Annotated in this window: 17 protein-coding genes; 12 read left to right on the top strand and 5 right to left on the bottom strand. The window is 73.7% G+C overall.

What is annotated here, in order from left to right; genetic code table 11:
* Positions 1–94 precede the first annotated feature (94 nt).
* The 9 genes from IG62_RS0132260 (at position 95) to IG62_RS0132220 (ending at position 9,707) form a co-directional block, all read left to right on the top strand.
* Positions 95–994: an amino acid ABC transporter permease gene (locus tag IG62_RS0132260; protein WP_030811529.1), complete on the top strand. Its 900-nt coding sequence runs from the start codon at positions 95–97 to the stop codon at positions 992–994.
* A 14-nt stretch (positions 995–1,008) separates the two neighbouring features.
* Positions 1,009–1,761 carry an amino acid ABC transporter ATP-binding protein gene (locus tag IG62_RS0132255; RefSeq protein WP_030811526.1) on the top strand — a complete coding sequence of 251 codons (753 nt, stop codon included), beginning with the start codon at positions 1,009–1,011 and terminating at the stop codon, positions 1,759–1,761.
* 2 nt (positions 1,762–1,763) lie between these two features.
* Entirely contained in the window at positions 1,764–2,759 is a 996-nt protein-coding gene (locus tag IG62_RS0132250) for an ABC transporter substrate-binding protein (protein ID WP_030811522.1), read from the top strand.
* A gap of 26 nt (positions 2,760–2,785) precedes the next feature.
* The gene (locus tag IG62_RS0132245) at positions 2,786–3,811 is read left to right on the top strand and encodes an LLM class flavin-dependent oxidoreductase (protein WP_030811519.1); all 1,026 of its coding nucleotides are present in this window, start codon (positions 2,786–2,788) and stop codon (positions 3,809–3,811) included.
* Positions 3,808–5,151 carry an NtaA/DmoA family FMN-dependent monooxygenase gene (locus tag IG62_RS0132240; RefSeq protein WP_030811516.1) on the top strand — a complete coding sequence of 448 codons (1,344 nt, stop codon included), beginning with the start codon at positions 3,808–3,810 and terminating at the stop codon, positions 5,149–5,151. The genes IG62_RS0132245 and IG62_RS0132240 overlap by 4 nt, the downstream gene beginning before the upstream one ends.
* Positions 5,148–5,933 carry a DUF1684 domain-containing protein gene (locus IG62_RS0132235; RefSeq protein ID WP_030811513.1) on the top strand — a complete coding sequence of 262 codons (786 nt, stop codon included), beginning with the start codon at positions 5,148–5,150 and terminating at the stop codon, positions 5,931–5,933. The genes IG62_RS0132240 and IG62_RS0132235 overlap by 4 nt, the downstream gene beginning before the upstream one ends.
* Positions 5,934–6,200: 267 nt before the next feature.
* Positions 6,201–7,109, top strand: coding sequence for a S1 family peptidase (locus IG62_RS0132230; protein WP_030811510.1), 909 nt, complete (start codon positions 6,201–6,203; stop codon positions 7,107–7,109).
* A gap of 177 nt (positions 7,110–7,286) precedes the next feature.
* Positions 7,287–8,270, top strand: a complete 984-nt coding sequence (locus tag IG62_RS0132225; protein WP_051798892.1) for a slipin family protein — start codon at positions 7,287–7,289, stop codon at positions 8,268–8,270.
* A 363-nt stretch (positions 8,271–8,633) separates the two neighbouring features.
* Positions 8,634–9,707: a S1 family peptidase gene (locus tag IG62_RS0132220; protein ID WP_030811504.1), complete on the top strand. Its 1,074-nt coding sequence runs from the start codon at positions 8,634–8,636 to the stop codon at positions 9,705–9,707.
* A gap of 85 nt (positions 9,708–9,792) precedes the next feature.
* On the opposite strand, the gene IG62_RS0132215 is transcribed toward IG62_RS0132220, so the two are convergent.
* From IG62_RS0132215 to IG62_RS0132205, 3 genes are all read right to left on the bottom strand, one after another.
* The gene (locus IG62_RS0132215; RefSeq protein ID WP_051798890.1) at positions 9,793–10,602 is read right to left on the bottom strand and encodes a metallophosphoesterase family protein; all 810 of its coding nucleotides are present in this window, start codon (positions 10,600–10,602) and stop codon (positions 9,793–9,795) included.
* A gap of 88 nt (positions 10,603–10,690) precedes the next feature.
* Positions 10,691–11,131: a subtilase-type protease inhibitor gene (locus tag IG62_RS0132210; protein ID WP_030811498.1), complete on the bottom strand. Its 441-nt coding sequence runs from the start codon at positions 11,129–11,131 to the stop codon at positions 10,691–10,693.
* Between the two features lie 411 nt (positions 11,132–11,542).
* Positions 11,543–12,226 (bottom strand): TetR family transcriptional regulator, encoded by a 684-nt coding sequence (locus tag IG62_RS0132205; RefSeq protein ID WP_037839836.1) that lies wholly within the window; start codon positions 12,224–12,226, stop codon positions 11,543–11,545.
* A 144-nt stretch (positions 12,227–12,370) separates the two neighbouring features.
* On the opposite strand from IG62_RS0132205, the gene IG62_RS0132200 reads away from it, so the two are divergent.
* Positions 12,371–13,141, top strand: coding sequence for an SDR family NAD(P)-dependent oxidoreductase (locus tag IG62_RS0132200; RefSeq protein WP_030811492.1), 771 nt, complete (start codon positions 12,371–12,373; stop codon positions 13,139–13,141).
* 42 nt (positions 13,142–13,183) lie between these two features.
* Here the strand turns inward: IG62_RS0132200 and IG62_RS0132195 are convergent, their stop codons facing one another.
* Together IG62_RS0132195 and IG62_RS0132190 are read right to left on the bottom strand one after the other, a co-directional pair.
* The gene (locus IG62_RS0132195) at positions 13,184–13,507 is read right to left on the bottom strand and encodes a hypothetical protein (protein WP_030811489.1); all 324 of its coding nucleotides are present in this window, start codon (positions 13,505–13,507) and stop codon (positions 13,184–13,186) included.
* A 57-nt stretch (positions 13,508–13,564) separates the two neighbouring features.
* Complete coding sequence (locus IG62_RS0132190; protein WP_030811487.1) at positions 13,565–14,629, bottom strand: membrane protein; 1,065 nt, start codon at positions 14,627–14,629, stop codon at positions 13,565–13,567.
* Between the two features lie 250 nt (positions 14,630–14,879).
* Between IG62_RS0132190 and IG62_RS0132185 the strand changes: the two genes are divergently transcribed.
* Entirely contained in the window at positions 14,880–18,428 is a 3,549-nt protein-coding gene (locus IG62_RS0132185; protein ID WP_030811484.1) for a DNA polymerase III subunit alpha, read from the top strand.
* Positions 18,425–19,537: a DNA polymerase Y family protein gene (locus IG62_RS0132180; RefSeq protein ID WP_037839834.1), complete on the top strand. Its 1,113-nt coding sequence runs from the start codon at positions 18,425–18,427 to the stop codon at positions 19,535–19,537. The genes IG62_RS0132185 and IG62_RS0132180 overlap by 4 nt, the downstream gene beginning before the upstream one ends.
* Positions 19,538–19,555: the final 18 nt, after the last annotated feature.

Raw genomic sequence — 19,555 nt, 5'->3', positions numbered from 1 at the left:
CCACCAAGATCTACACTATCCTCTTCGTCGGCAGCGTCAGATGTGTATAAGAGACAGACCCCCGCCTCCGGCACACCCACCCCCGAGGACATCCATGCCGCTGACCACTGACCCACCCGCCCCCCGGACGGCCCCCGAGCGGGCCGGACCACCGGCCGCCGACGATCCGGCCGCCCTGAAGGTCGTCCCCGTACGCCACCCCTGGCGGTGGGCCGCGATCGCGGTGACCGCCGTGCTGATCGCGCAGTTCGTGCACGGTCTGGTCACCAACCCGGCCTGGGAATGGCCGGTGTTCGCACAGTTCTTCACCGCGGAGACGGTCCTCAAGGCGGTCTGGACCACCCTCCAGCTGACCGTCTACGGCACCGCCCTCGGCTTCGCCCTGGGCATCGTGCTGGCCTTCATGCGGCTGTCCGCCAGCCCCTTCCTGCGCTGGGTCGCCTTCGGCTACATCTGGGCCTTCCGCTCCATCCCGCTCATCGTCCAGCTGCTGTTCTGGTTCAACCTCGCCTACCTCTACAAGCGGCTGGACTTCGGCATCCCCTTCGGGCCCGGCTTCTTCCACTTCGACACCATGGGGCTGGTCGGGGCGATGGGCGCGGCGGTGCTGGGCCTGGCGCTGCACCAGGCCGCGTACGCCGCCGAGATCGTGCGCGGCGGGGTGCTCGCGGTGGACGGCGGACAGCTGGAGGCGGCCGCCGCGCTCGGCATCCCCCGGCTGCGCCAGCTGCGCCGCATCGTGCTGCCGCAGGCGGCGCGTTCGATCCTGCCCAACGCCACCAACGAGGTCATCTCCCTCTTCAAGGGCACCTCGATCGTCTCCGTCATGGCGATCGGCGAGCTCTTCTACCAGGTCCAGGTCATCTACGGACGGAACGGCAGGGTCGTGCCCCTGCTGATGGTCGCCACCGCCTGGTACGTCCTCCTGACCACCGTGCTCTCCGTCCTCCAGCACTACGTGGAACGCCACTTCGCCAAGGGAGCCACCCGATGAGCACGCAGACCGTGATGGTCGACGTCCGCTCGGTCCACAAGAGCTACGGCTCGCTCGACGTCCTCAAAGGGGTGGACCTGACGGTCCGGCCCGGCGAGGTCACCGTCGTCCTCGGCCCGTCCGGCTCCGGCAAGTCCACCCTGCTGCGCACCATCAACCACCTGGAGAAGGTCGACGGCGGCTCGGTGAGCGTGGACGGCGCGCTGGTCGGCTACCGGAGGTCCGGCAACAGGCTGTACGAGCTGCGCGAACGCGAGATCCTCAAACAGCGCACCGGTATCGGCTTCGTCTTCCAGAACTTCCACCTCTTCCCGCACCTGACCGTGCTGGCGAACATCACCGAGGCCCCGATCTCCGCGCTGCGCCGCCCGAAGAAGGAGGCCGAGGCGGCCGCCCGGGCGCTGCTCGACCGGGTCGGGCTCGCCGACAAGGCGGACTCCTACCCCCGGCAGCTCTCCGGCGGCCAGCAGCAGCGGGTGGCCATCGCCCGGGCGCTCGCCCTCGAACCGAAGCTGCTGCTCTTCGACGAGCCGACCTCCGCGCTCGACCCGGAGCTGGTCGGTGAAGTCCTCGACGTCATCAGGGACTTGGCCCGCCAGGGCACCACGATGATCATCGTCACCCATGAGATCGGCTTCGCCCGCGAGGTTGCCGACACCGTCGTCTTCATGGACGGCGGGCGGATCGTCGAACAGGGCCCGCCCGGCCAGGTCCTCGACCACCCGCGCCACGAGCGCACCGCGTCCTTCCTTTCCAAGGTCCTGTGAACATGAGGAGACATCCGTTGCACCGCCGCACCCTGACCGCCGCCCTCACCCTCGCCGCCGGCTCCCTGCTGCTCACCGCCTGCGGTGGCGCGGCCGCGGGCGACAGCGGCGACGACGCCGGGAACGCCGTCACCGGCGCCCATGGCGTCAAGATCAACATCGGCCCGGACCAGCACCGCATCCACGGCGTCAAGGACCCGAAGATCGCCGCGCTGGTGCCCGCCCGGGTCCGCGGGACCGGTGAGCTGAGGATCGGCGTGAGCGCCGACGGCAGCCCACCGCTGACCTTCCACGCCACCGACGACAAGACCCTCATCGGCGTGGAGGAGGACCTCGCCACCCTCGTCGCCGACACCCTCGGCCTCAAGCCCCGCTTCGACCCGCTGTCGTGGGAGAACCTCTTCGTCGGCCTGGACAGCGGCAAGCTCGACGCGGTCTTCTCCAACGTCACCGTCACCGAGGAGCGCAAGGACAAGTACGACTTCGCCACCTACCGGCTCGACCGGCTCGCGATGGAGGCGAAGAAGGGCAGCGGCTGGAAGGTCCGCGGCCCCAAGGACGTCGCGGGCCGGACCATCGCGGTCGACTCCGGCACCAACCAGGAGAAGATCCTCGTCGACTGGAGCAAGGAGAACGAGAAGGCCGGCCGCAAGCCGGTCGACATCAAGTACTTCCACAAGCCCTCCGACACCTACCTCGCGCTCCAATCCGGCCGGCTGGACGGCTTCTTCGGCCCGAACCCGACCGCCGCGTACCACGTCAACACGGCCGGCCGGACCGAGATCGTCGGCACCTTCTCCGGCGGCGGCAGCGTCCAGGGCGAGATCGCCGCCACCACGAAGAAGCACAGCGGACTGGTCAAGGCCTACGCCGCGGCGCTGCAGAAGGTCATCGACGACGGCCGCTACGGCAAGGTGCTGGCCCGCTGGGGGCTCACCTCTGAGGCCCTCACGTCCTCGCGGATCAACCCGCCCGGCCTGCCCAGGACCGCCAACTGACCGGCGCCGGACCGGAAAGGAACCCCATGCCCCACCCCCTGCACCTGGCCGTCGCGCTGGACACCCCGCAGTGCTCCGGCCGCGCCGCCCACGACACCGTCCACGACGCCGCGCACGTCGTCGCGCTCGCCCGGCTCGCCGAGCGCGGCGGCCTCACCTTCGTGACCCTCGGCGACGGCTTCGGCCGTCCCGGCCTCGACGCCCCGGCCGTGCTCGCCCGGGCCGCCCCCGCCACCGAACACATCGGGCTGATCCCCACCGTCACCACCACCCACACCGAGCCGTTCCACGTCTCCACCACGGTCGCCACCCTGGACTGGGTCAGCCGCGGCCGGGCCGGCTGGGCCGTCGAGGTCTCCACCACCGAGGCCGACGCCGCACTCTTCGGCCGCCGGCCGGCCGCCCCGCCCGCCGAGGTCTGGGCCGAGGCCGGCGAGGTCGCCGACGTCGCCGCCCGGCTGTGGGACAGCTGGGAGGACGACGCGGAGATCCGCGACCGCGCCACCGGCCGGTTCATCGACCGGGACAAGCTCCACCACGTCGACTTCACCGGCCGCACCTTCTCCGTCCGCGGCCCCTCGATCGTGCCCCGGCCCCCGCAGGGCCGCCCGGTCATCGCGGTGGACGCCACCGACGAGCCGGCGCGCGAGGTGGCCGCGGCCCACGCCGACCTCGCCCTGGTCCGCGTCGAGGACCCGGCCACCGCCTGGACCGTCCGCGAGGAACTGCGCGACCGCGCAGCCACACACGGCCGCGACCCCGGCCACCTGCTGGTCTTCGCCTCGCTGCCGGTCGAGCTCGACGACGCGGCCGACGGGGCCGGGCTCGCCGACCTGATCGCGGACTGGCGGGCGGCCGGCGCCGCCGACGGTTTCCACCTGCGCCCCGCCGATCCCGGCCGGGACCTCGCACTGGTCGTCGAGGCCACCGCCCCCGTCCTCCGGGCGCGCGGTCTGCTGCGGCGCCCCGGCCACCCCGGCGGCACGCTGCGCGAGCACCTCGGCCTGCCCCGCCCGGCCAGCCGCTACGCCCTCGCCAGGGAGACCGCATGACCCCGACGACCCCGACGACCCGGACCCCGCGCAAGCAGATCCGGCTCGCCGCCCACTTCCCCGGCGTCAACAACACCACCGTCTGGGCCGTCCCGGGGTCCGGCAGCCAGATCGACTTTGCCTCCTTCGAGCATCTCGCCCGCACCGCCGAGCGCGGACTGTTCGACTTCTTCTTCCTCGCCGAGGGGCTGCGGGTCCGCGAACACAAGGGGCGGATCCACGACCTCGACGTGGTCGGCCGGCCCGAGTCGCTCACCGTGCTCGCCGCCCTGGCGGCGGTCACCGAGCACCTGGGGCTGGCCGCCACGGTCAACACCACCTTCAACGAGCCGTACGAACTCGCCCGCCGGCTCGCCTCCCTCGACCACCTCAGCGGCGGCCGGGCGGCCTGGAACGTGGTCACCACCTCCGACGCCTTCACCGGCGAGAACTTCCGCCGCGGCGGCTATCTCGACCGTGCCGCCAGGTACACCCGGGCGGCCGAATTCGTCTCCGTGGCACGGGAGTTGTGGGATTCCTGGCCGGACGGGGAGGCGCCCCGGCCGGTCGACCACCGCGGGGAACACTTCACCGTCCGCGGCGAGTTCACCGTGCCGCGCAGCCCGCAGGGGCATCCCGTCATCATCCAGGCCGGGGACTCCTTCGAAGGCCGGGAGTTCGCCGCCGCCACCGCGGACGTCGTCTTCACCCGGCACAGCGGCCTCGACGCCGGCCGGGCCTTCTACGCCGACGTCAAGCGCCGGCTCGCGGCGTACGGCCGGCAGCCGGACCACCTCGCGATCATGCCGGGCGTCACCTTCGTCCTCGGCGACACCGCCGCCGAGGCCCAGGAACACGCCGCCGAGATCCGCCGGCAGCAGGTCTCCCCGCAGAACGCACTGCTCGCGGCCGAGCAGATCTGGGGCGTGGACCTCTCCGGGTACGACCCCGACGGGCCGCTGCCGGACTTCGATCCGGATCCCGGCAGCGAGCTGGCGCAGGGCCGGGTCAGGATCGCCGACCCGAAGGCGGTCGCCGACAAGTGGCGGGCGCTGTCCCGCGCCAAGGGGCTGTCGCTGCGCGAGACGGTGATCGAGACCACCGGCCGGCAGTCCTTCATCGGCACCCCGGCGGACGTCGCGGCGCAGCTGGACGCCTTCGTGCAGACCGACGCCGCCGACGGGTTCATCCTGGTGCCGCATGTGACGCCGGGCGGTCTCGACCCGTTCGTCGACCGGGTGGTACCCCTCCTCCAGGAGCGCGGGGTCTTCCGCACGGAATACACCGGTACGACGCTGCGCGCCCACCTGGGGCTGCCGCCGCAGCCCGTCCGCGCAGCAGGAAAGGGACCCACCGCATGAGCAGCGACGCACGCGAGGAGTGGCAGGACTGGCGCGAGCGGCGCCGCGCCGCGATCAGCGGGCCGCACGGCCCGCTCGCCCTGGCCGGCACCCACTGGCTGGCGGACCGTCCCGACGGCCGGATCGAGGGGCTGCCGGGCCATTGGACCGCGCAGGACGACGCGGTCGTCCTGCGGGCCGGGCCGGACGACGGGCTCACCGTCGACGGCAGGCCGGCCGCCGGCGAGTTCCGGCTCGGCCCGGACCCGGACCCCGCCTCGACGCGGGTGGCGTTCGGCGAGCGGCATCTGCTGGTGCTGTGCCGCGACGGCGGGTGGGCGGTGCGCGACTTCGACCCGGAGTCGCCGGCCCGCCGGTCGTTCGCCGGCATCGACGTCTACGAGCACGACGAGCGCTGGGTGCGCCCGGGTCTCTTCCGGCCGTACGCGCAGGGCCGCACCATCCAGGTGCGCAACGCTGACGGGCAGCGGCGGGGCCTGGGGCTCGCCGGGGAGCTCGCGTTCACCCTCGAAGGGGACGAGCACACCCTGCAGGTCGCGGTTGAGGGCGACGGCTCGCTGTGGGCGGTGTTCGCCGACGCCACCAGCGGCACCGACAGCTACCGCTTCCGCTTCCTGCGGCCGCCGGCGCCCGCCGCGGACGGCACCGTCACGGTCGACCTCAACCGGATCCTGCTGCCGCCGTGCGCGTTCGCCGACCACTTCCTGTGCCCCTTCCCGCCGCCCGGCAACACCCTGTCGGTCGCCCTGCGCGCGGGGGAGCGGAACCCCACCGTCCGCTGACCCGTCCCAGGTACGACCGAGGGGGGTCACCCCCGCGCCCCGGCAGCCGTCAACACGGCCGCCGGGGCGCGGTGTTGAGGTGTCGGGCGGTTTTCCGGCGCGAGACATGCGTGAAGCCCTCTTGCGCTCAACGGGTGGTGCGCCGGAGACTCCCGCTCAGCGCTTGTCAGGGGCACGCAAAAAATGAACGTGCGGATTCCGCGTGCCCTTCGGCTGCGCCTCACCGGGCTGCCCACCGGCGGCCCCCCGATCCCCTCGGAGGAATCAGTGAGGAACGAGCGCACCACCCCCCGCAGCGGCGTGGCGAGACGCACCCGGCTGATCGCCGTGGCGTCCGGACTGGTGGCCGCCTGCGCCATCGCCGTCCCGACCGCCAGTGCCCAGAACCCCGCCCCCGCACAGACCTTCAGCGCCGCCCGGCTCACGGCCGCCGGTGACGCGGTCCGCGCGGCGAATGTCGCCGGCACCGCCTGGCGGGTCGACCCCGCGACCCACACCCTGGTCGTCACCGCCGACCGCACCGTCTCCCGGGCGGAGATCGCGAAGATCCAGCGGGCCGCCGGCGCCAACGCCGGTGCGCTCCGCATCGACCGGACCGCCGGCACCTTCCGCAAGTTCATCTCCGGCGGCGACGCCATCTACGCACCGAGCTGGCGCTGCTCGCTGGGCTTCAACGTCCGCAGCGGCAGCACCTACTACTTCCTGACGGCCGGTCACTGCACCGAGGGCAAGCCGCCGTGGTACACCAGCTCCTCGGACACCACGAGCATCGGCCCGACGACCGGCACCAGTTTCCCCGGCAACGACTACGGCATCGTGAAGTACACCAACACGTCCCTGTCGCACCCGGGCACCGTCGGCAGTCAGGACATCACCAGCGCCGGCACCCCGAGCGTCGGCCAGTCCGTCACCCGCCGCGGCTCCACCACCGGCATCCACAGCGGCAAGGTCACCGCCTTGAACGCCACCGTCAACTACGGCAGCGGCGACATCGTCTCCGGACTCATCCAGACCACCGTCTGCGCCGAACCCGGTGACAGCGGCGGCCCGCTCTACTCCGGGACCAAGGCCCTGGGCCTGACCTCCGGCGGCAGCGGCGACTGCACCTCCGGTGGCACCACCTTCTTCCAGCCCGTCACCGAGGCGCTCAGCGCGTACGGCGTGAGCGTCTACTGACCGGACGGGACGTGAGCGTCTCCTGACCGGGCAGGACCGGCCGGGCCCCCGTCAGCCGGCGGACGGGGACCCGGCCGGCACCCCCTCGCCCGCGCCTCGACCGCCTTCCGGACCCGGGCATACCATGGAAAAGCAGCCCGAACACGGACGGTATACGGCACACCTCAGGGGGCCGTGATGGTCGAAGAACTGGTGACGGCCGGAGTGGGACTGGCATGCGCCGGCGCGGTGTATTTCATGGCGGCGGCGCGGGTGGTCAGGCAGTACGAGCGCGGTGTGGTGCTCCGGCTGGGGAAGCTGACCTCCGCGGTCCGGCCGCCGGGCTTCACCATGATCATCCCGGGCATCGACCGGATGCGTAAGGTCAACATGCAGATCGTCACGATGCCGGTGCCCGCCCAGGAGGGCATCACCCGCGACAACGTCACGGTCCGGGTCGACGCGGTGGTCTACTTCAAGGTCGTGGACGCCGCCGACGCGGTCATCCGGGTCGAGGACTACCGCTTCGCGGTCTCCCAGATGGCCCAGACCTCCCTCCGGTCGATCATCGGCAAGAGCGAGCTGGACGACCTGCTGTCGAACCGCGAGAAGCTCAACCAGGGTCTGGAGCTGATGATGGACAGCCCGGCCATCGGCTGGGGCGTGACCGTCGACCGGGTGGAGATCAAGGACGTCTCGCTGCCGGAGACGATGAAGCGGTCGATGGCCCGCCAGGCGGAGGCCACCCGCGACCGGCGGGCCCGGGTGATCAACGCCGATGCCGAGCTGCAGGCCTCGAAGAAGCTGGCCGAGGCCGCGGCCGCGATGTCCGACCAGCCCGCCGCGCTGCAACTGCGGCTGCTGCAGACAGTGGTGGCGGTCGCCGCCGAGAAGAACTCCACCCTCGTCCTGCCGTTCCCCGTGGAGCTGCTGCGGTTCCTGGAGCGCTCCGCACAGCAGGGCCAGGTCCCGGCCGGCCCGCCGGAGGCCGCGGGCGGGCGGGAGCCGGTGCGCCGCCCGGACGGCGCGACCGCCGCGGAGGAGCCGCTGCCGGGCGAGGAGCGGCTGGAAGTGCTCCCCGACGTCGAGCACCCGGCCGACCTGCCCGTGGACCTGCCGACCGAGGCATCGGTGGACCTGCCCGCCGACGTGCCGGTGGACCTCCCGGAAGACCTCCGCTGAGCCGGTCCGCCCGCCCCCTGCCCCCGCCGCTCCGCGGCGGGGGCGTTTTCCGGCCGGACCGGACCCTCACATACGCGCCCGCCCGGGGCGACGCGCACCCCGGTTGATGTCCGCACTCAGGAGCGCGGTCCGCGGATATCGGTGTGACCGCGATGTGGCGGAACCGTGAACTCCCGTACGTGAGACCGGAACTCGGTCTTGTGCCCGACTGAGACGGGTGGGAATACTCGGCTCCGCACGTTGGCATGAACGCGACCCTCCGAGGTGCTGCGCCGCGGGGCGGTTCGTTCGTGCCGGATCTCACTCTCCGGGCCCGTGCGACTCCCCACAGTCCGGGCCCTTCCCCCCACGGGAGGCTCTGAGTTGAAGCACCGACGCATACCCGACCGGCGCGCCGTCCTGGCAGGTGCCGGAGCGCTCGCCCTCGCCGCCACCGCCACCGTCACCCTCGCCAACGCCCAGGCGTCCCCGGCCCCCACCGCCCCCACGGTGGCCAGGCTGACCTCCGCCGCGGCCACCACCCTGGCGTCCCAGCTCAAGACCGGGACGGCCGGCGCGTACTACGACGCGCAGGCGAAGAAGCTGGTGGTCAACGTCGTCAGCGAGACGGCGGCCAAGGCCGTCCGGGCGAAGGGCGCCGAGGCCAGACTCGTCAAGCACACCCTCGCCCAGCTCGACGCGGCCCGGCAGACGCTGAAGGCCAAGGCCACCATCCCCGGCACGGCCTGGGGCATCGACCCGCGCAGCAACAAGGTCGTGGTGACCGCCGACCGCACGGTCACCGGCAGCAAGCTGGACCGGCTCACCGAGGTCACCCGGAGCCTCGGCGACAAGATCGAACTCCGGCACAGCAAGGGGGAGTTCAGGCCCTTCATCGGTGGCGGTGACGCGATCTGGGGGAGCGGCGCCCGCTGCTCGCTCGGCTTCAACGTCGTCAAGGACGGCCAGCCCTACTTCCTCACGGCCGGCCACTGCGGCAACGCCGTCAAGAGCTGGTCGGACAAGCAGGGCGGCTCGGAGATCGCGACCACCGAGGACTCCAAGTTCCCCGGCGACGACTACTCCCTCGCCAAGTACACCGGGAACACCGAGCACCCGAGCGAGGTCGACCTCTACAACGGCAGCACCCAGAAGATCACCAAGGCCGCCGAGGCCACCGTCGGTGAGAAGGTGCAGCGCAGCGGCAGCACCACCCAGGTCCACGACGGCACCGTCAAGGCCCTCAACGCCAGCGTCAACTACCAGGAGGGCACGGTCGAAGGGCTGATCCAGACCGACGTCTGCGCCGAGCCCGGCGACAGCGGCGGCGCGCTCTTCGACGGCGAGTCCGCGATCGGCCTCACCTCCGGCGGCAGCGGCGACTGCTCGGGCGGCGGCGAGACCTTCTTCCAGCCGGTCCCGGAGGCCCTGAAGGCCTACGGCGCGCAGATCGGCTGATCCGCGGCCGTAGTCCAGGACCCGTCCCGGCATGCTCCCGGGGTGCCGGCCCCCGGACCCGTCCGGGGGCCGGTGCACCGCGGGGTCAGCCCGTCGCCCGCCCGTCGCCCGGCCCGAACGCGGCCAGTGCCTCCTCGGCCGAAACCCGGGCCCGTACGTACGTATCCGCCCAGTCGGCCGCCGACGGGAAGCCCGAATCCCGGGCGATCCGGGCGCAGGCCGCGTCGTAGTCGAAGGGGGTGTGCCGCAGGGTGACCGCGCCGCCGCCGGGCCCCAGCAGTGCCCAGTGCGCACCGGCCCTGCCGTACGGCATGCCGACGCTGCCGGGGTTGACCACCAGCCGCCCGTGGGTGAGCCGGACGTACGGCATGTGGGTGTGTCCGCAGACCACGGTCCGTACCGGGTCGGGCAGCTCCGCCAGTACCTCGGCCCAGCGCTCGGGCCGCGAGTCGACGAGCACCATCTCCTCGTCGTCCCGGGGCGTGGCGTGGCAGAACAGGACCGGTCCGAGCCCGGCCACCTCCAGGGTGACGGAGGTGGGCAGTGACCGGAGGAACTCCTTTTCCTCCGGCCCGAGTCGGCCGGCCGCCCAGGCGCTGACCGGGTCCGACGGGCCGTCTTCCCCGCGGCCCGTCGGACCGTCGGTCAGCTCCCGGTCGGCGTTGCCGCGGACCCACACCGCGCGCTCCCCGAGGGAGCGCAGCGCGGCGAGGGTCTCGCGGGGCAGCGGCCCGGCGAGCAGATCGCCGGTCAGCACGATCCGCTCGGCGGCGCGGACGTCGGGCTCGGCGAGCACCGCCTCCAGGGCCGGCAGCACACCGTGGACGTCGGAGAGCACGGCGACCCCGGTCCGGCCCGAAGGCCCGTGCGGCGGACGGGTGTTGATGTCGGTCATGGGCGAAGCCTATGCACCGGCGGTCCCCGCACGTGGCGGTCCCCGGGCACCACCCACCGGTGCCCGGGGACCTCTGGGTGCGGCGCTTTTAGAACTCGAAGACCGAGCTCAGACCGGCGCGCATCACACAGGAGTTGGCGTAGGTGTAGGTGTACGACACCCGCTTGCCCTGCCACACACCGTCGGCGGTGACGACGATCGGGGCCCACTCCTTGGTGCACAGCCGGTCCGACTTGGGGCTGGTGACCGTGTTGAAGTCACCGGCCGCGGCCCGCAGTTCGGCGCAGGCGGCCTTCGGTGCCGGGTGGCTGCCGGAGGCCACCGGCATACAGCTGAGCGACACCGCGCGCTGGACCGTGGCGTTGGCGCGGCTGTCGCCCTGGCCGACCGTCAGCACCAGTTCCGACGGTGCGTAGAGACCGCCGCTGCGCGCGGGCTGTGCTGGGGCGGCGACGGCTTGGGCGCTGGTGGCCAGCGTGCCGAGGACCAGCGCCGTGCCGAGCGCGATCGCCCCAGTGGTGTACCGCATGACGAACACTCCTTTGCTCGAAGGTGCAGATACCGGACGGGAGTTTGGTCGAAACACGTCCCGAAAGCACCTTGAGTGGGCATTCGCCGATCGCTTTGAGTCGTTGGGTGAAAGCTGAGAGTAATGGCGCGAACCTGACGGGAGGGGTTCGGGGGAACGTTCGGGAAGCCCGGTGCGGCCAGCCGGGATGCCCCGTGCATCGTGCGGGGGGCAAGGGCCACGATGACCGGGAGGGAAGCAATCCGGCCGCCGACCGGTCGTTCGGGCGGGTTTTGATCTCCGTCGATTGGCCGAAGAGGGGGGCCGGAGGCTGCCTCCGTACGGCCTGGGCCGCGCTTCGAGGTAACAGGCGGTCGGCGGCGGGCCGCCTTACCCGCCGCGTTTTCGTACGCAATCGGGGTGCGGGCGCCCTCAATCCCGGGGGGCGGACCGCCCGTTCGGTGGCCCGTCCAGCTCCGGCAGTCCGGCCGTCAGCGCCCGCATGCCGCGGGCCACCAGCTCGCCGGGCCCCCGCGGCCCGTCCACCGGCCCGTCATCCGCCGCCCACTCCTCCACCGCGACCCGCAGCGCGGTGTTCGCCGCGGCCGCGGCCAGCCGGACCTGCGGCGCGTCCGCACCCGTCATCCGCGCCAGGACCGGCCGCAACGCCTCCTCGGCGTCGTGGTGGACCCGGTGCCAGACCGCGCGCAGCGCCGGATCGCCGGGCATCGCCCGCAGCAGCCCGCGGGTCCGGCGCAGCGCCTCCCCTTCCGGCTCGTCGGCGGGGGTCAGCGCCCGGCGGGCAGCCCGCTCCAGCGCCTCGCGGACCGTGGGCGCCGCCGCCCCGGCCGGCGGGGCCGCCAGATCGTCGATCCACTGCCGCACCCCGACGGAGAGCAGCGGCGCCACCGCGTCCTCCTTGGTGCGGAAGTAGCGGTAGAAGGTGCGCAGCGCGACGCCGGAGGCGCGGGCGATCTCCTCGGCGGTGACCGCGGCGCCGCGCTCGGCGAACAGCGCCGCCGCGCAGCGGGCGATCTCCAACTGGGTCGCGGCCTTGCGCCGCTCGGTGAGCGAGGGGCGGGCGGCGGGCGCCGCGGGACGGGGCTCGGTGGGCACGGACTCGGCGGACATGGGCTCAGCTTACGGAGCATGGTGGCATGTCGGCACATCACGCGTGTTTGGCACATCGTGCCATTACGGCGTACCGTGCACGACGATCGCCGCAGCGCCGATCGTCGCCATCGCGAAGGGAGCACCACCATGAACCGCTTCGAGGGACGCCGGGTCCTGATCACCGGGGCCGGCTCCGGCATCGGGCAGGCCACCGTCCACCGGATCCTCGCCGAGGGCGGCCGGGTGGTCGCGGCGGACGTCGACGCCGCGGGCCTGGCGGCCACCACCGCCCGGGCCGCCGCGGACGGTGCCGCGGGCCGGCTGCGGACCGCGGTGCTGGACATAGCCGACGAGGCGGCGGTCCGCTCCGGCGTCGCCGCCGCGGTGGGCGGCCTCGGCGGCCTGGATGTGCTGGTCAACGCGGCCGGCATCCTGCGCTCCGCGCACACCCACGAGACCAGCCTGGAGCTCTTCAACCGGATCATCGCGACCAACCTGACCGGCACGTTCCTGATGATCCGCGAGGCACTGCCCGCCCTCCTGGAGGGCACGTCCCCGGTCGTGGTCAACTTCAGCTCCACCTCGGCCTCGTTCGCGCACCCCTACATGGCGGCGTACGCGGCGAGCAAGGGCGGCATCCAGTCCATGACCCACGCGATCGCCGCCGAATACGGCAAGCAGGGGCTGCGCGCGGTGTGTGTCGCACCGGGCTCCATCGCCAGCGGGATGACCAGCGGCCGCGGCCCGGGCCTGCCCGAGGACGCCGACATGTCGCTGTTCGCCAAGCTCGCTCCGGCCATCGGCGAGGGCTTCGCGGGCCCGGAGACGGTCGCCGGCGTCATCGCGATGCTCGCCTCGCAGGACGGCGCGTTCATCACCGGCACGGAGATCCGGATCGACGGCGGCACACACATGTGACCGTGCCCAACTGGTGGTCAACCAAAAGTTGGTGAAGGAACGTCAGGCCTGTCCGGTCTCGAACCGGCTCACCTTCCCGTCCGTCACCGTGAACTCCCAGCGCGTCCGCATCTCCCCCCAGGTGTCGTTGCGGTAGTCCGCCACGAGGGACAGCCCGTCGTCCGACTGCGACCGCACCGTCAGGTGCCCGCGCGAGCCGAAGACCTCCCGGTCGGTCCACTCCCGGAGGTCGCGGTCGGACCCGTCGTCGGACATCGTCGCGTCGGGGGTGAGGGCGGCGAAGAACGCCCGCTCGTCGTTGGCGTTGAGGGCGGTGACCAGTGCGCGCACCGCGGGGTGGGACAGCTGGTCGGCGGGGAGGGCCATGGGGTTGCTCCTTCGTACGGTGCGGATACCGGTGCGTCCGGGCCGGCGCCCGGTGGTTCAGGCCGGCAGTCGTTCCTCCTCCGGGGGCCGGCCCCTCGGGCGGTCCTTCTTCAGGAAGACCGACAGCAGCAGCGTGAGCAGCGTGCCGCCCACCGCCCAGGCGGCGAGCACCAGCAGCGGGCCGGTCACCGCGGCGCCGTCGAAGTAGGCGAGCGAGCGCGCCGCCCAGGTGCCCGCGCCCGGGGGCAGGGCCGGGCCGATGGCGTGCCAGAACGGCGGCAGCAGCGGGTACGGGTAGGCGCCGCCCGCGCTCGGATTGCCCAGGATGACGATCAGCAGGATCGCCAGGCCGATGCCGATGATGCCCAGCAGGGCCTGGCAGGCCAGCGTCGTGGCCCCCACCGCGAAGACCACCAGGGCGCCCAGCCCCCACAGCCCGGCGAAGGTGCCGGGCAGCGCGCCCAGGACCGGGCCGACGACGATCGCGCCGGCCAGCCCGGCGGCGATCGCGTACAGCGCGAGGGCGGCCAGCCGGATGACGGCCCGGTGTCCGTTGGACGGCCGCGCCCCGGCGCTGATCGCGAGGATCGCGGCGCACAGATAGCCGCCGACGCACCAGCCCACGACCAGGTAGAAGGACGACAGGCTGCGGCTGTCGCCCGGGGCGGCGGGGGTGACGTCGACCGTCCGGACGGTGCGTCCCTGGGCCTTCTCGGCCGCCCGGACGGCCAGTTCGACCGCCTGGGACAGTGAGGCGCCCCCGCCGCCGGCGACCAGCAGCCGGTCGGTGGTGCCGCGCGGCGTGACGATCAGTGCCCCGTCGATGGTCCGGTCGGCGAGCTGCTGCCGCGCCAGGCGCTCGGAGCGCAGCGCGCGCGGGTCCAGCGGGGAGCCGGGCAGCCGGTCCAGTCGCGTCACCACCTGCCGGGCGGCCGGCCCGGGAGCGACCACGCCGAGCGGTACGTCCGTCGGCCGGGGGTGGTGGAAGGCGCCGGTGTACGAGGTGATGAACGCGATCATCAGGCCCAGGACGCCGAGCACCAGCAGCGAGGCGTGCGGTGTCACGGCGCTCTTCACCTCGCCGAGGAAGGTGGTGCGGGTGCCGTCGTCCGTGGTGGCCATCCGTCACTCCTCGCCGCAGGTTCGTCCACCGGCATCCGGCCCACCGGAAGACGGCTTTTGCCCCCATATCTTGCGATCTCCGATGGGTGGGTGCAGAACGGATGGGCTGAACGGTGGAGGGTGCGCAGACGATCTTCCGGGGGCGCCCCGGCGTGTTGTTCGTACGAATGTTCGACGAGCGGGTTATGGTGGAGGTGAGGAACGAGGGACACAAGGTCAGCCGGGGGGCGGTGAGGTGCAGGAGGTGCGGATGCCCGGGTTCACGCATCTGCACACCGCTTCGGGGTTCTCGCTGCGCTACGGCGCCTCCCATCCGGAGCGGCTGGCCGAGCGCGCCGCCGAACGCGGGATGGACGCCCTCGCCCTGACCGACCGGGACGGCCTCTCCGGGGCCGTACGGTTCGCCCGGGCCGCCGCGGAGGCCGGCATCCGCCCGCTCTTCGGCGCGGAACTGGCCGTCGCGGAGCACACCCCGGACCCCCCGGCCGCCACCACCCGCCGGCGCACCCCGGTGCGCGGCGGCGCCTTCATCGACGAGTCCGCCGCCCGCGCCGTCTTCCTGGCCCGCGACGGAGCGGCCGGCTGGGCCGCCCTGTGCCGGCTGGTCTCGGCCGCCCACGCGGGCGGCGGCGACCGGCCCGTCCTCTCCTGGAGCGAGCTGGAATCCGCCGCGGACGGACTCACCGTGCTGCTCGGCCCGGACTCCGACATCGGCCGGGCACTGGCCGCCGGCCGCCCCGACCGCGCCGCCCGGCTCGTCGCCCCCTGGCGCGAGCGGTACGGCGAGGCGCTGCGACTGGAGGTCGTCGACCACGCCCGGCCCGGCAGCGGCCCCGGCTCCACCCGGCTGGCCGCCCGCACCCTCGGCTTCGCCGTCGACCAGGGCATCCGCGCCGTCCTGACCAACGCGGTCCGCTACGCCGACCCCGGCCAGGGACCGGTCGCCGACGTCCTGGACTCCGCCCGCCGCCTGGTGCCGGTGGACCCGCACCGCCCCGAGTCCTGGGACAGCGGCGAGCGCTGGCTCAAGGACGCCGCCGCGATGGGCCGCACCGCCGAACGGATCGCCGAGGCGGCCGGCTTCCGGCGCGGCCTGGCCCACCAGTTGCTCGCCATCACCGAGCAGACGGCGGGGGAGTGCCTCGTCGACCCCCAGGACGACATCGGGCTCGGCCGGATCCACTTCCCCGAACCCCACCTGGTCGGCGCGGAACGCCGCACCGCCGCCCGGGTGCTGCGCTCGCGCTGCGCCGCCGGCATGGTCCTGCGCGGCCACGACCGCGACCGGGTCCGCTGGGCCCGGCTGGAGGACGAGCTGCGCACGATCGAACGGCTCGGCTACCCCTCGTACTTCCTGACCGTCGCCCAGGTCGTCGACGACATCCGGCAGCGCGGCATCCGCGTCGCGGCCCGCGGGTCCGGCGCCGGGTCCCTGGTCAACCACCTCCTCGGCATCGCGCACGCCGACCCGGTCGAGCACGGGCTGCTGATGGAGCGCTTCCTGTCGACGCGGCGGGCCGCGCTGCCGGACATCGACATCGACGTGGAGTCCGCCCGCCGGCTGGAGGTCTACCGCGCGATCTTCGACCGCTTCGGCGCCGAACGGGTCGCCACGGTCTCCATGCCCGAGACCTACCGCGTCCGGCACGCCGTACGGGACGTGGGCGCCGCGCTGGGCATGGACCCGGCGCGGGTCGACCGGCTCGCCAAGGCGTTCCCGCACATCCGCGCCCGCGACGCCCGGGCCGCGCTGACCGAGCTGCCGGAGCTGCGCGGGGTCCGGGAGGACGGCGGCGAACGGCTGTGGGAACTGGTCGAGGCGCTGGACGCCCTGCCGCGCGGCATCGCCATGCACCCGTGCGGGGTGCTGCTCTCCGACGCCACGCTGCTGGACCGCACGCCCGTCGTGCCGACCAGCGGCGAGGGCTTCGCCATGTCCCAGTTCGACAAGGACGACGTGGAGGAGATGGGGCTGCTCAAACTCGACGTGCTGGGCGTGCGCATGCAGTCCGCGATGGCGCACGCGGTCGCCGAGATCGGCCGGGCCACCGGCCGCCGGCTCGACCTCGACGACCCCGCGCAGGTGCCGGCCGGCGACCCGGCGACCTACGACCTGATCCGCTCGACCGAGACGCTCGGCTGCTTCCAGATCGAGTCGCCGGGCCAGCGCGATCTGATCGGCCGCCTGCAGCCGGCCACCTTCCACGACCTGGTGGTCGACATCTCGCTGTTCCGTCCGGGCCCGGTCGCCGCCGACATGGTCCGGCCCTTCATCGACGCCCGGCACGGCCGCACACCCGTCCGCTATCCGCACCCGGACCTGACGGAGCCGCTGCGCGAGACCTACGGCGTGGTGGTCTTCCACGAACAGGTCATCGAGGTGCTGCGGATCATGACCGGCTGCGGCCGGGACGAGGCGGACGAGATGCGGCGCGCACTGTCCGAGCCGGAGCTGCAAGGCCGGGTGCGCGCCTGGTTCGCCCAGCGCGCCGAACGGCGCGGCTACGCACCCGAGGTGATCACGCGGACCTGGGAGATCGTCGAGGCATTCGGCTCGTACGGCTTCTGCAAGGCGCACGCGGTGGCCTTCGCGGTGCCCACCTACCAGTCCGCCTGGCTCAAGGCCCACCATCCCGCGGCCTTCTACGCCGGGCTGCTCACCCATGAGCCGGGGATGTACCCCAAGCGGCTGCTGCTCGCGGACGCCCGGCGGCGCGGGGTGCCGGTGCTGCCGCTGGACGTGAACCGCTCGGCGGTCACCCACCGGATCGAACTGGTGTCCGGTCGGGAGGGGGTCGAGGACGCCTGGGGGCTGCGGCTCGCGCTCCGTGACGTCCACGGCATGAGCGAGGCCGAGGCGCGGCGGATCGCGGACGGGCAGCCCTACCACTCCCTCCAGGATCTGTGGCAGCGCGCCCGGCCGTCCCGCCCGATCGCCGAACGCCTCGCCCGGGTGGGTGCGTTGGACGCCTTCGGCGCGAACCGGCGGGACCTGCTGCTGTACGTCTCCGAGCTGCACCACCACGGGCGGCAGGCGACCGGCGGTCAGCTGTCGCTGCACACGGACCTGGAGGAACGGCGGGCCGACCCCGCCCCGCCCGCGGGGCTGCCCGACCTCAGCGACGTCGAACGGCTCAGCGCCGAGCTCGGCGTCCTCGGCATGGACGCCTCCCGCCATCTGATGGCCGACCACCGGGAGTTCCTGACCGAACTGGGCGCCCTGCCGGCCCGGCTGCTGCGCGATGCCAGGAACGGCGAGACGGTGCTGGTCGCCGGGGCCAAGGCGGCCACCCAGACCCCGCCGGTCCGCTCCGGCCGCCGGGTCATCTTCACCACCCTCGACGACAGCACCGGCCTGGTCGACTGCGCCTTCTTCGACGACTCCCACGAGGCCTGCGCCCACACCGTCTTCCACTCCTGGCTGCTGCTGGTGCGCGGCACGGTCCAGCGGCGCGGGCCGCGCAGCCTCAGCGTGGTCGGCAGCGCCGCCTGGAACCTCGCCGAACTGGCCGAACTCCGCCGCGAGGGCGGCCTGGAGGCGGTCGCCGCCCGGCTCGCCGCGGAGCCGGACCGGCCCGCGGCCGGGCAGGGCACAGCAGCCGGCCCGGGCGCCGGCGAAGAGCCCGCAGAGGGCCCCGGCGAAGGGGCGGAGCCCGAACCGGCCGGCGCCGGACCGGGCCGCACCATCCGGCTGGAGACCGGCTACGAACTGCACCCCTGGGCCGACCTCCAGCCGCCGGGTGAACGCGCCGCCACCGGGCGGAAGTTGTGGCACGCCAGCCCCGGGAGCGCGGGATGACCCCCACGACCCGTCCCCCCGCCCCGCCGCCGCGACCTCCGGGCGCCGCGCGGCCGCCCGGCATGCTCCACGTCCGCTTCCGCAACGCCCACGACACCCCGGTGGCCGCCGGGCAGTTCGAGCAACTCCTCGGCCTTCTCGCGCAGTTCACACCGATGGTCGAGGCGCTTCCGCCGGACGCCGCACTGGCGGACGTCCGCGGTGCGCTGCGCTACTTCGACCGCGACGCGGCGGGCATCGCCGAGCTGATCCGGCTGCGCGCACTGGCCTGGCACGGCGTACGGTGCACCATCGGGATCGCCGCCAACCCGCTGCTCGCCCGGATGGCGGCGCAGGCCGCCGCGCCCGGCGAGATCCGGACCGTCCCCGACGACGCCGAAGCCGTCACCGCCTTCCTCGACCGCCGGCCCGCCTCGGCGCTGCACGGCGTCGGCCCGGCGACCGCCCGCGCGCTCTCCGCGTACGGACTCGACAGCGTCGGCCGGATCGCCGCCGCACCGCCCGGGACCCTGCAGCGGATCCTCGGCGCCCGGACCGGCCGGGTCGTCCAGGACCGGGCCCGCGGCATCGATCCCACGCCGGTGGTGCCCAATGCCGTCGCCCGCTCGATGGGCGCGGAACACCGCTTCACCCATGACGAGTTGGACCCGGACCGCCGCCGCCGGGCGCTGCTCTCGCTCGCCGACGACCTCGGCGCACGGCTGCGCACGACCGGGCAGGTGGCTCGCGCGCTGACCCTCACCGTCCGCTACGCCGACCGCTCCACGACGACCCGCACCCGCCGGCTCGCCGAACCGACCGCCCACGGTCCCGCGCTGACCGAGGCGGCCTATGCGCTGCACGCCGCGCTCGGGCTGCAGCGGGCCCGGGTGCGGTCCGTGGCGCTACGGGCCGAGGACCTGTGCCGCGCCGAACTCGCCGCGCGGCAGCTGAGCTTCGACCCGTCCGACGACAAGGCGCACCGCATCGAGGCGGCCGTCGACCGGGCCCGGGCCCGCTTCGGCGCCGGCGCCGTGCGCCCCGCGGCGACCCTCGGCCCGGCCGCCCGCCGCACACCCCCGCCCAAGCACGGCACCAAGCCCCCCGGCCCGGGCGCCGGCCGGCACTGAGCCCCACGGGCCGGGAGC

It is taken from the genome of Streptomyces sp. NRRL S-337 (genome assembly GCF_000720175.1).
Classification (GTDB): Bacteria; Actinomycetota; Actinomycetes; order Streptomycetales; family Streptomycetaceae; genus Streptomyces; species Streptomyces siderophoricus.
Note: the sequence above shows the minus strand (reverse complement) of the source record. Positions and strands in the feature narration are given on the sequence as shown.

Excerpts from the sequence above, each read along its gene's own strand:
- IG62_RS0132200 (WP_030811492.1), top strand. The coding sequence starts at position 12,371 with ATGAACCGCTTCGAGGGACGCCGGGTCCTGATCACCGGGGCCGGCTCC.
- IG62_RS0132210 (WP_030811498.1), bottom strand. The coding sequence starts at position 11,131 with ATGCGGTACACCACTGGGGCGATCGCGCTCGGCACGGCGCTGGTCCTC.
- IG62_RS0132245 (WP_030811519.1), top strand. The coding sequence starts at position 2,786 with ATGCCCCACCCCCTGCACCTGGCCGTCGCGCTGGACACCCCGCAGTGC.
- IG62_RS0132215 (WP_051798890.1), bottom strand. The coding sequence starts at position 10,602 with ATGACCGACATCAACACCCGTCCGCCGCACGGGCCTTCGGGCCGGACC.
- IG62_RS0132190 (WP_030811487.1), bottom strand. The coding sequence starts at position 14,629 with ATGGCCACCACGGACGACGGCACCCGCACCACCTTCCTCGGCGAGGTG.
- IG62_RS0132240 (WP_030811516.1), top strand. The coding sequence starts at position 3,808 with ATGACCCCGACGACCCCGACGACCCGGACCCCGCGCAAGCAGATCCGG.
- IG62_RS0132185 (WP_030811484.1), top strand. The coding sequence starts at position 14,880 with ATGCCCGGGTTCACGCATCTGCACACCGCTTCGGGGTTCTCGCTGCGC.
- IG62_RS0132235 (WP_030811513.1), top strand. The coding sequence starts at position 5,148 with ATGAGCAGCGACGCACGCGAGGAGTGGCAGGACTGGCGCGAGCGGCGC.
- IG62_RS0132180 (WP_037839834.1), top strand. The coding sequence starts at position 18,425 with ATGACCCCCACGACCCGTCCCCCCGCCCCGCCGCCGCGACCTCCGGGC.
- IG62_RS0132225 (WP_051798892.1), top strand. The coding sequence starts at position 7,287 with ATGGTCGAAGAACTGGTGACGGCCGGAGTGGGACTGGCATGCGCCGGC.
- IG62_RS0132250 (WP_030811522.1), top strand. The coding sequence starts at position 1,764 with ATGAGGAGACATCCGTTGCACCGCCGCACCCTGACCGCCGCCCTCACC.
- IG62_RS0132195 (WP_030811489.1), bottom strand. The coding sequence starts at position 13,507 with ATGGCCCTCCCCGCCGACCAGCTGTCCCACCCCGCGGTGCGCGCACTG.
- IG62_RS0132255 (WP_030811526.1), top strand. The coding sequence starts at position 1,009 with ATGGTCGACGTCCGCTCGGTCCACAAGAGCTACGGCTCGCTCGACGTC.
- IG62_RS0132260 (WP_030811529.1), top strand. The coding sequence starts at position 95 with ATGCCGCTGACCACTGACCCACCCGCCCCCCGGACGGCCCCCGAGCGG.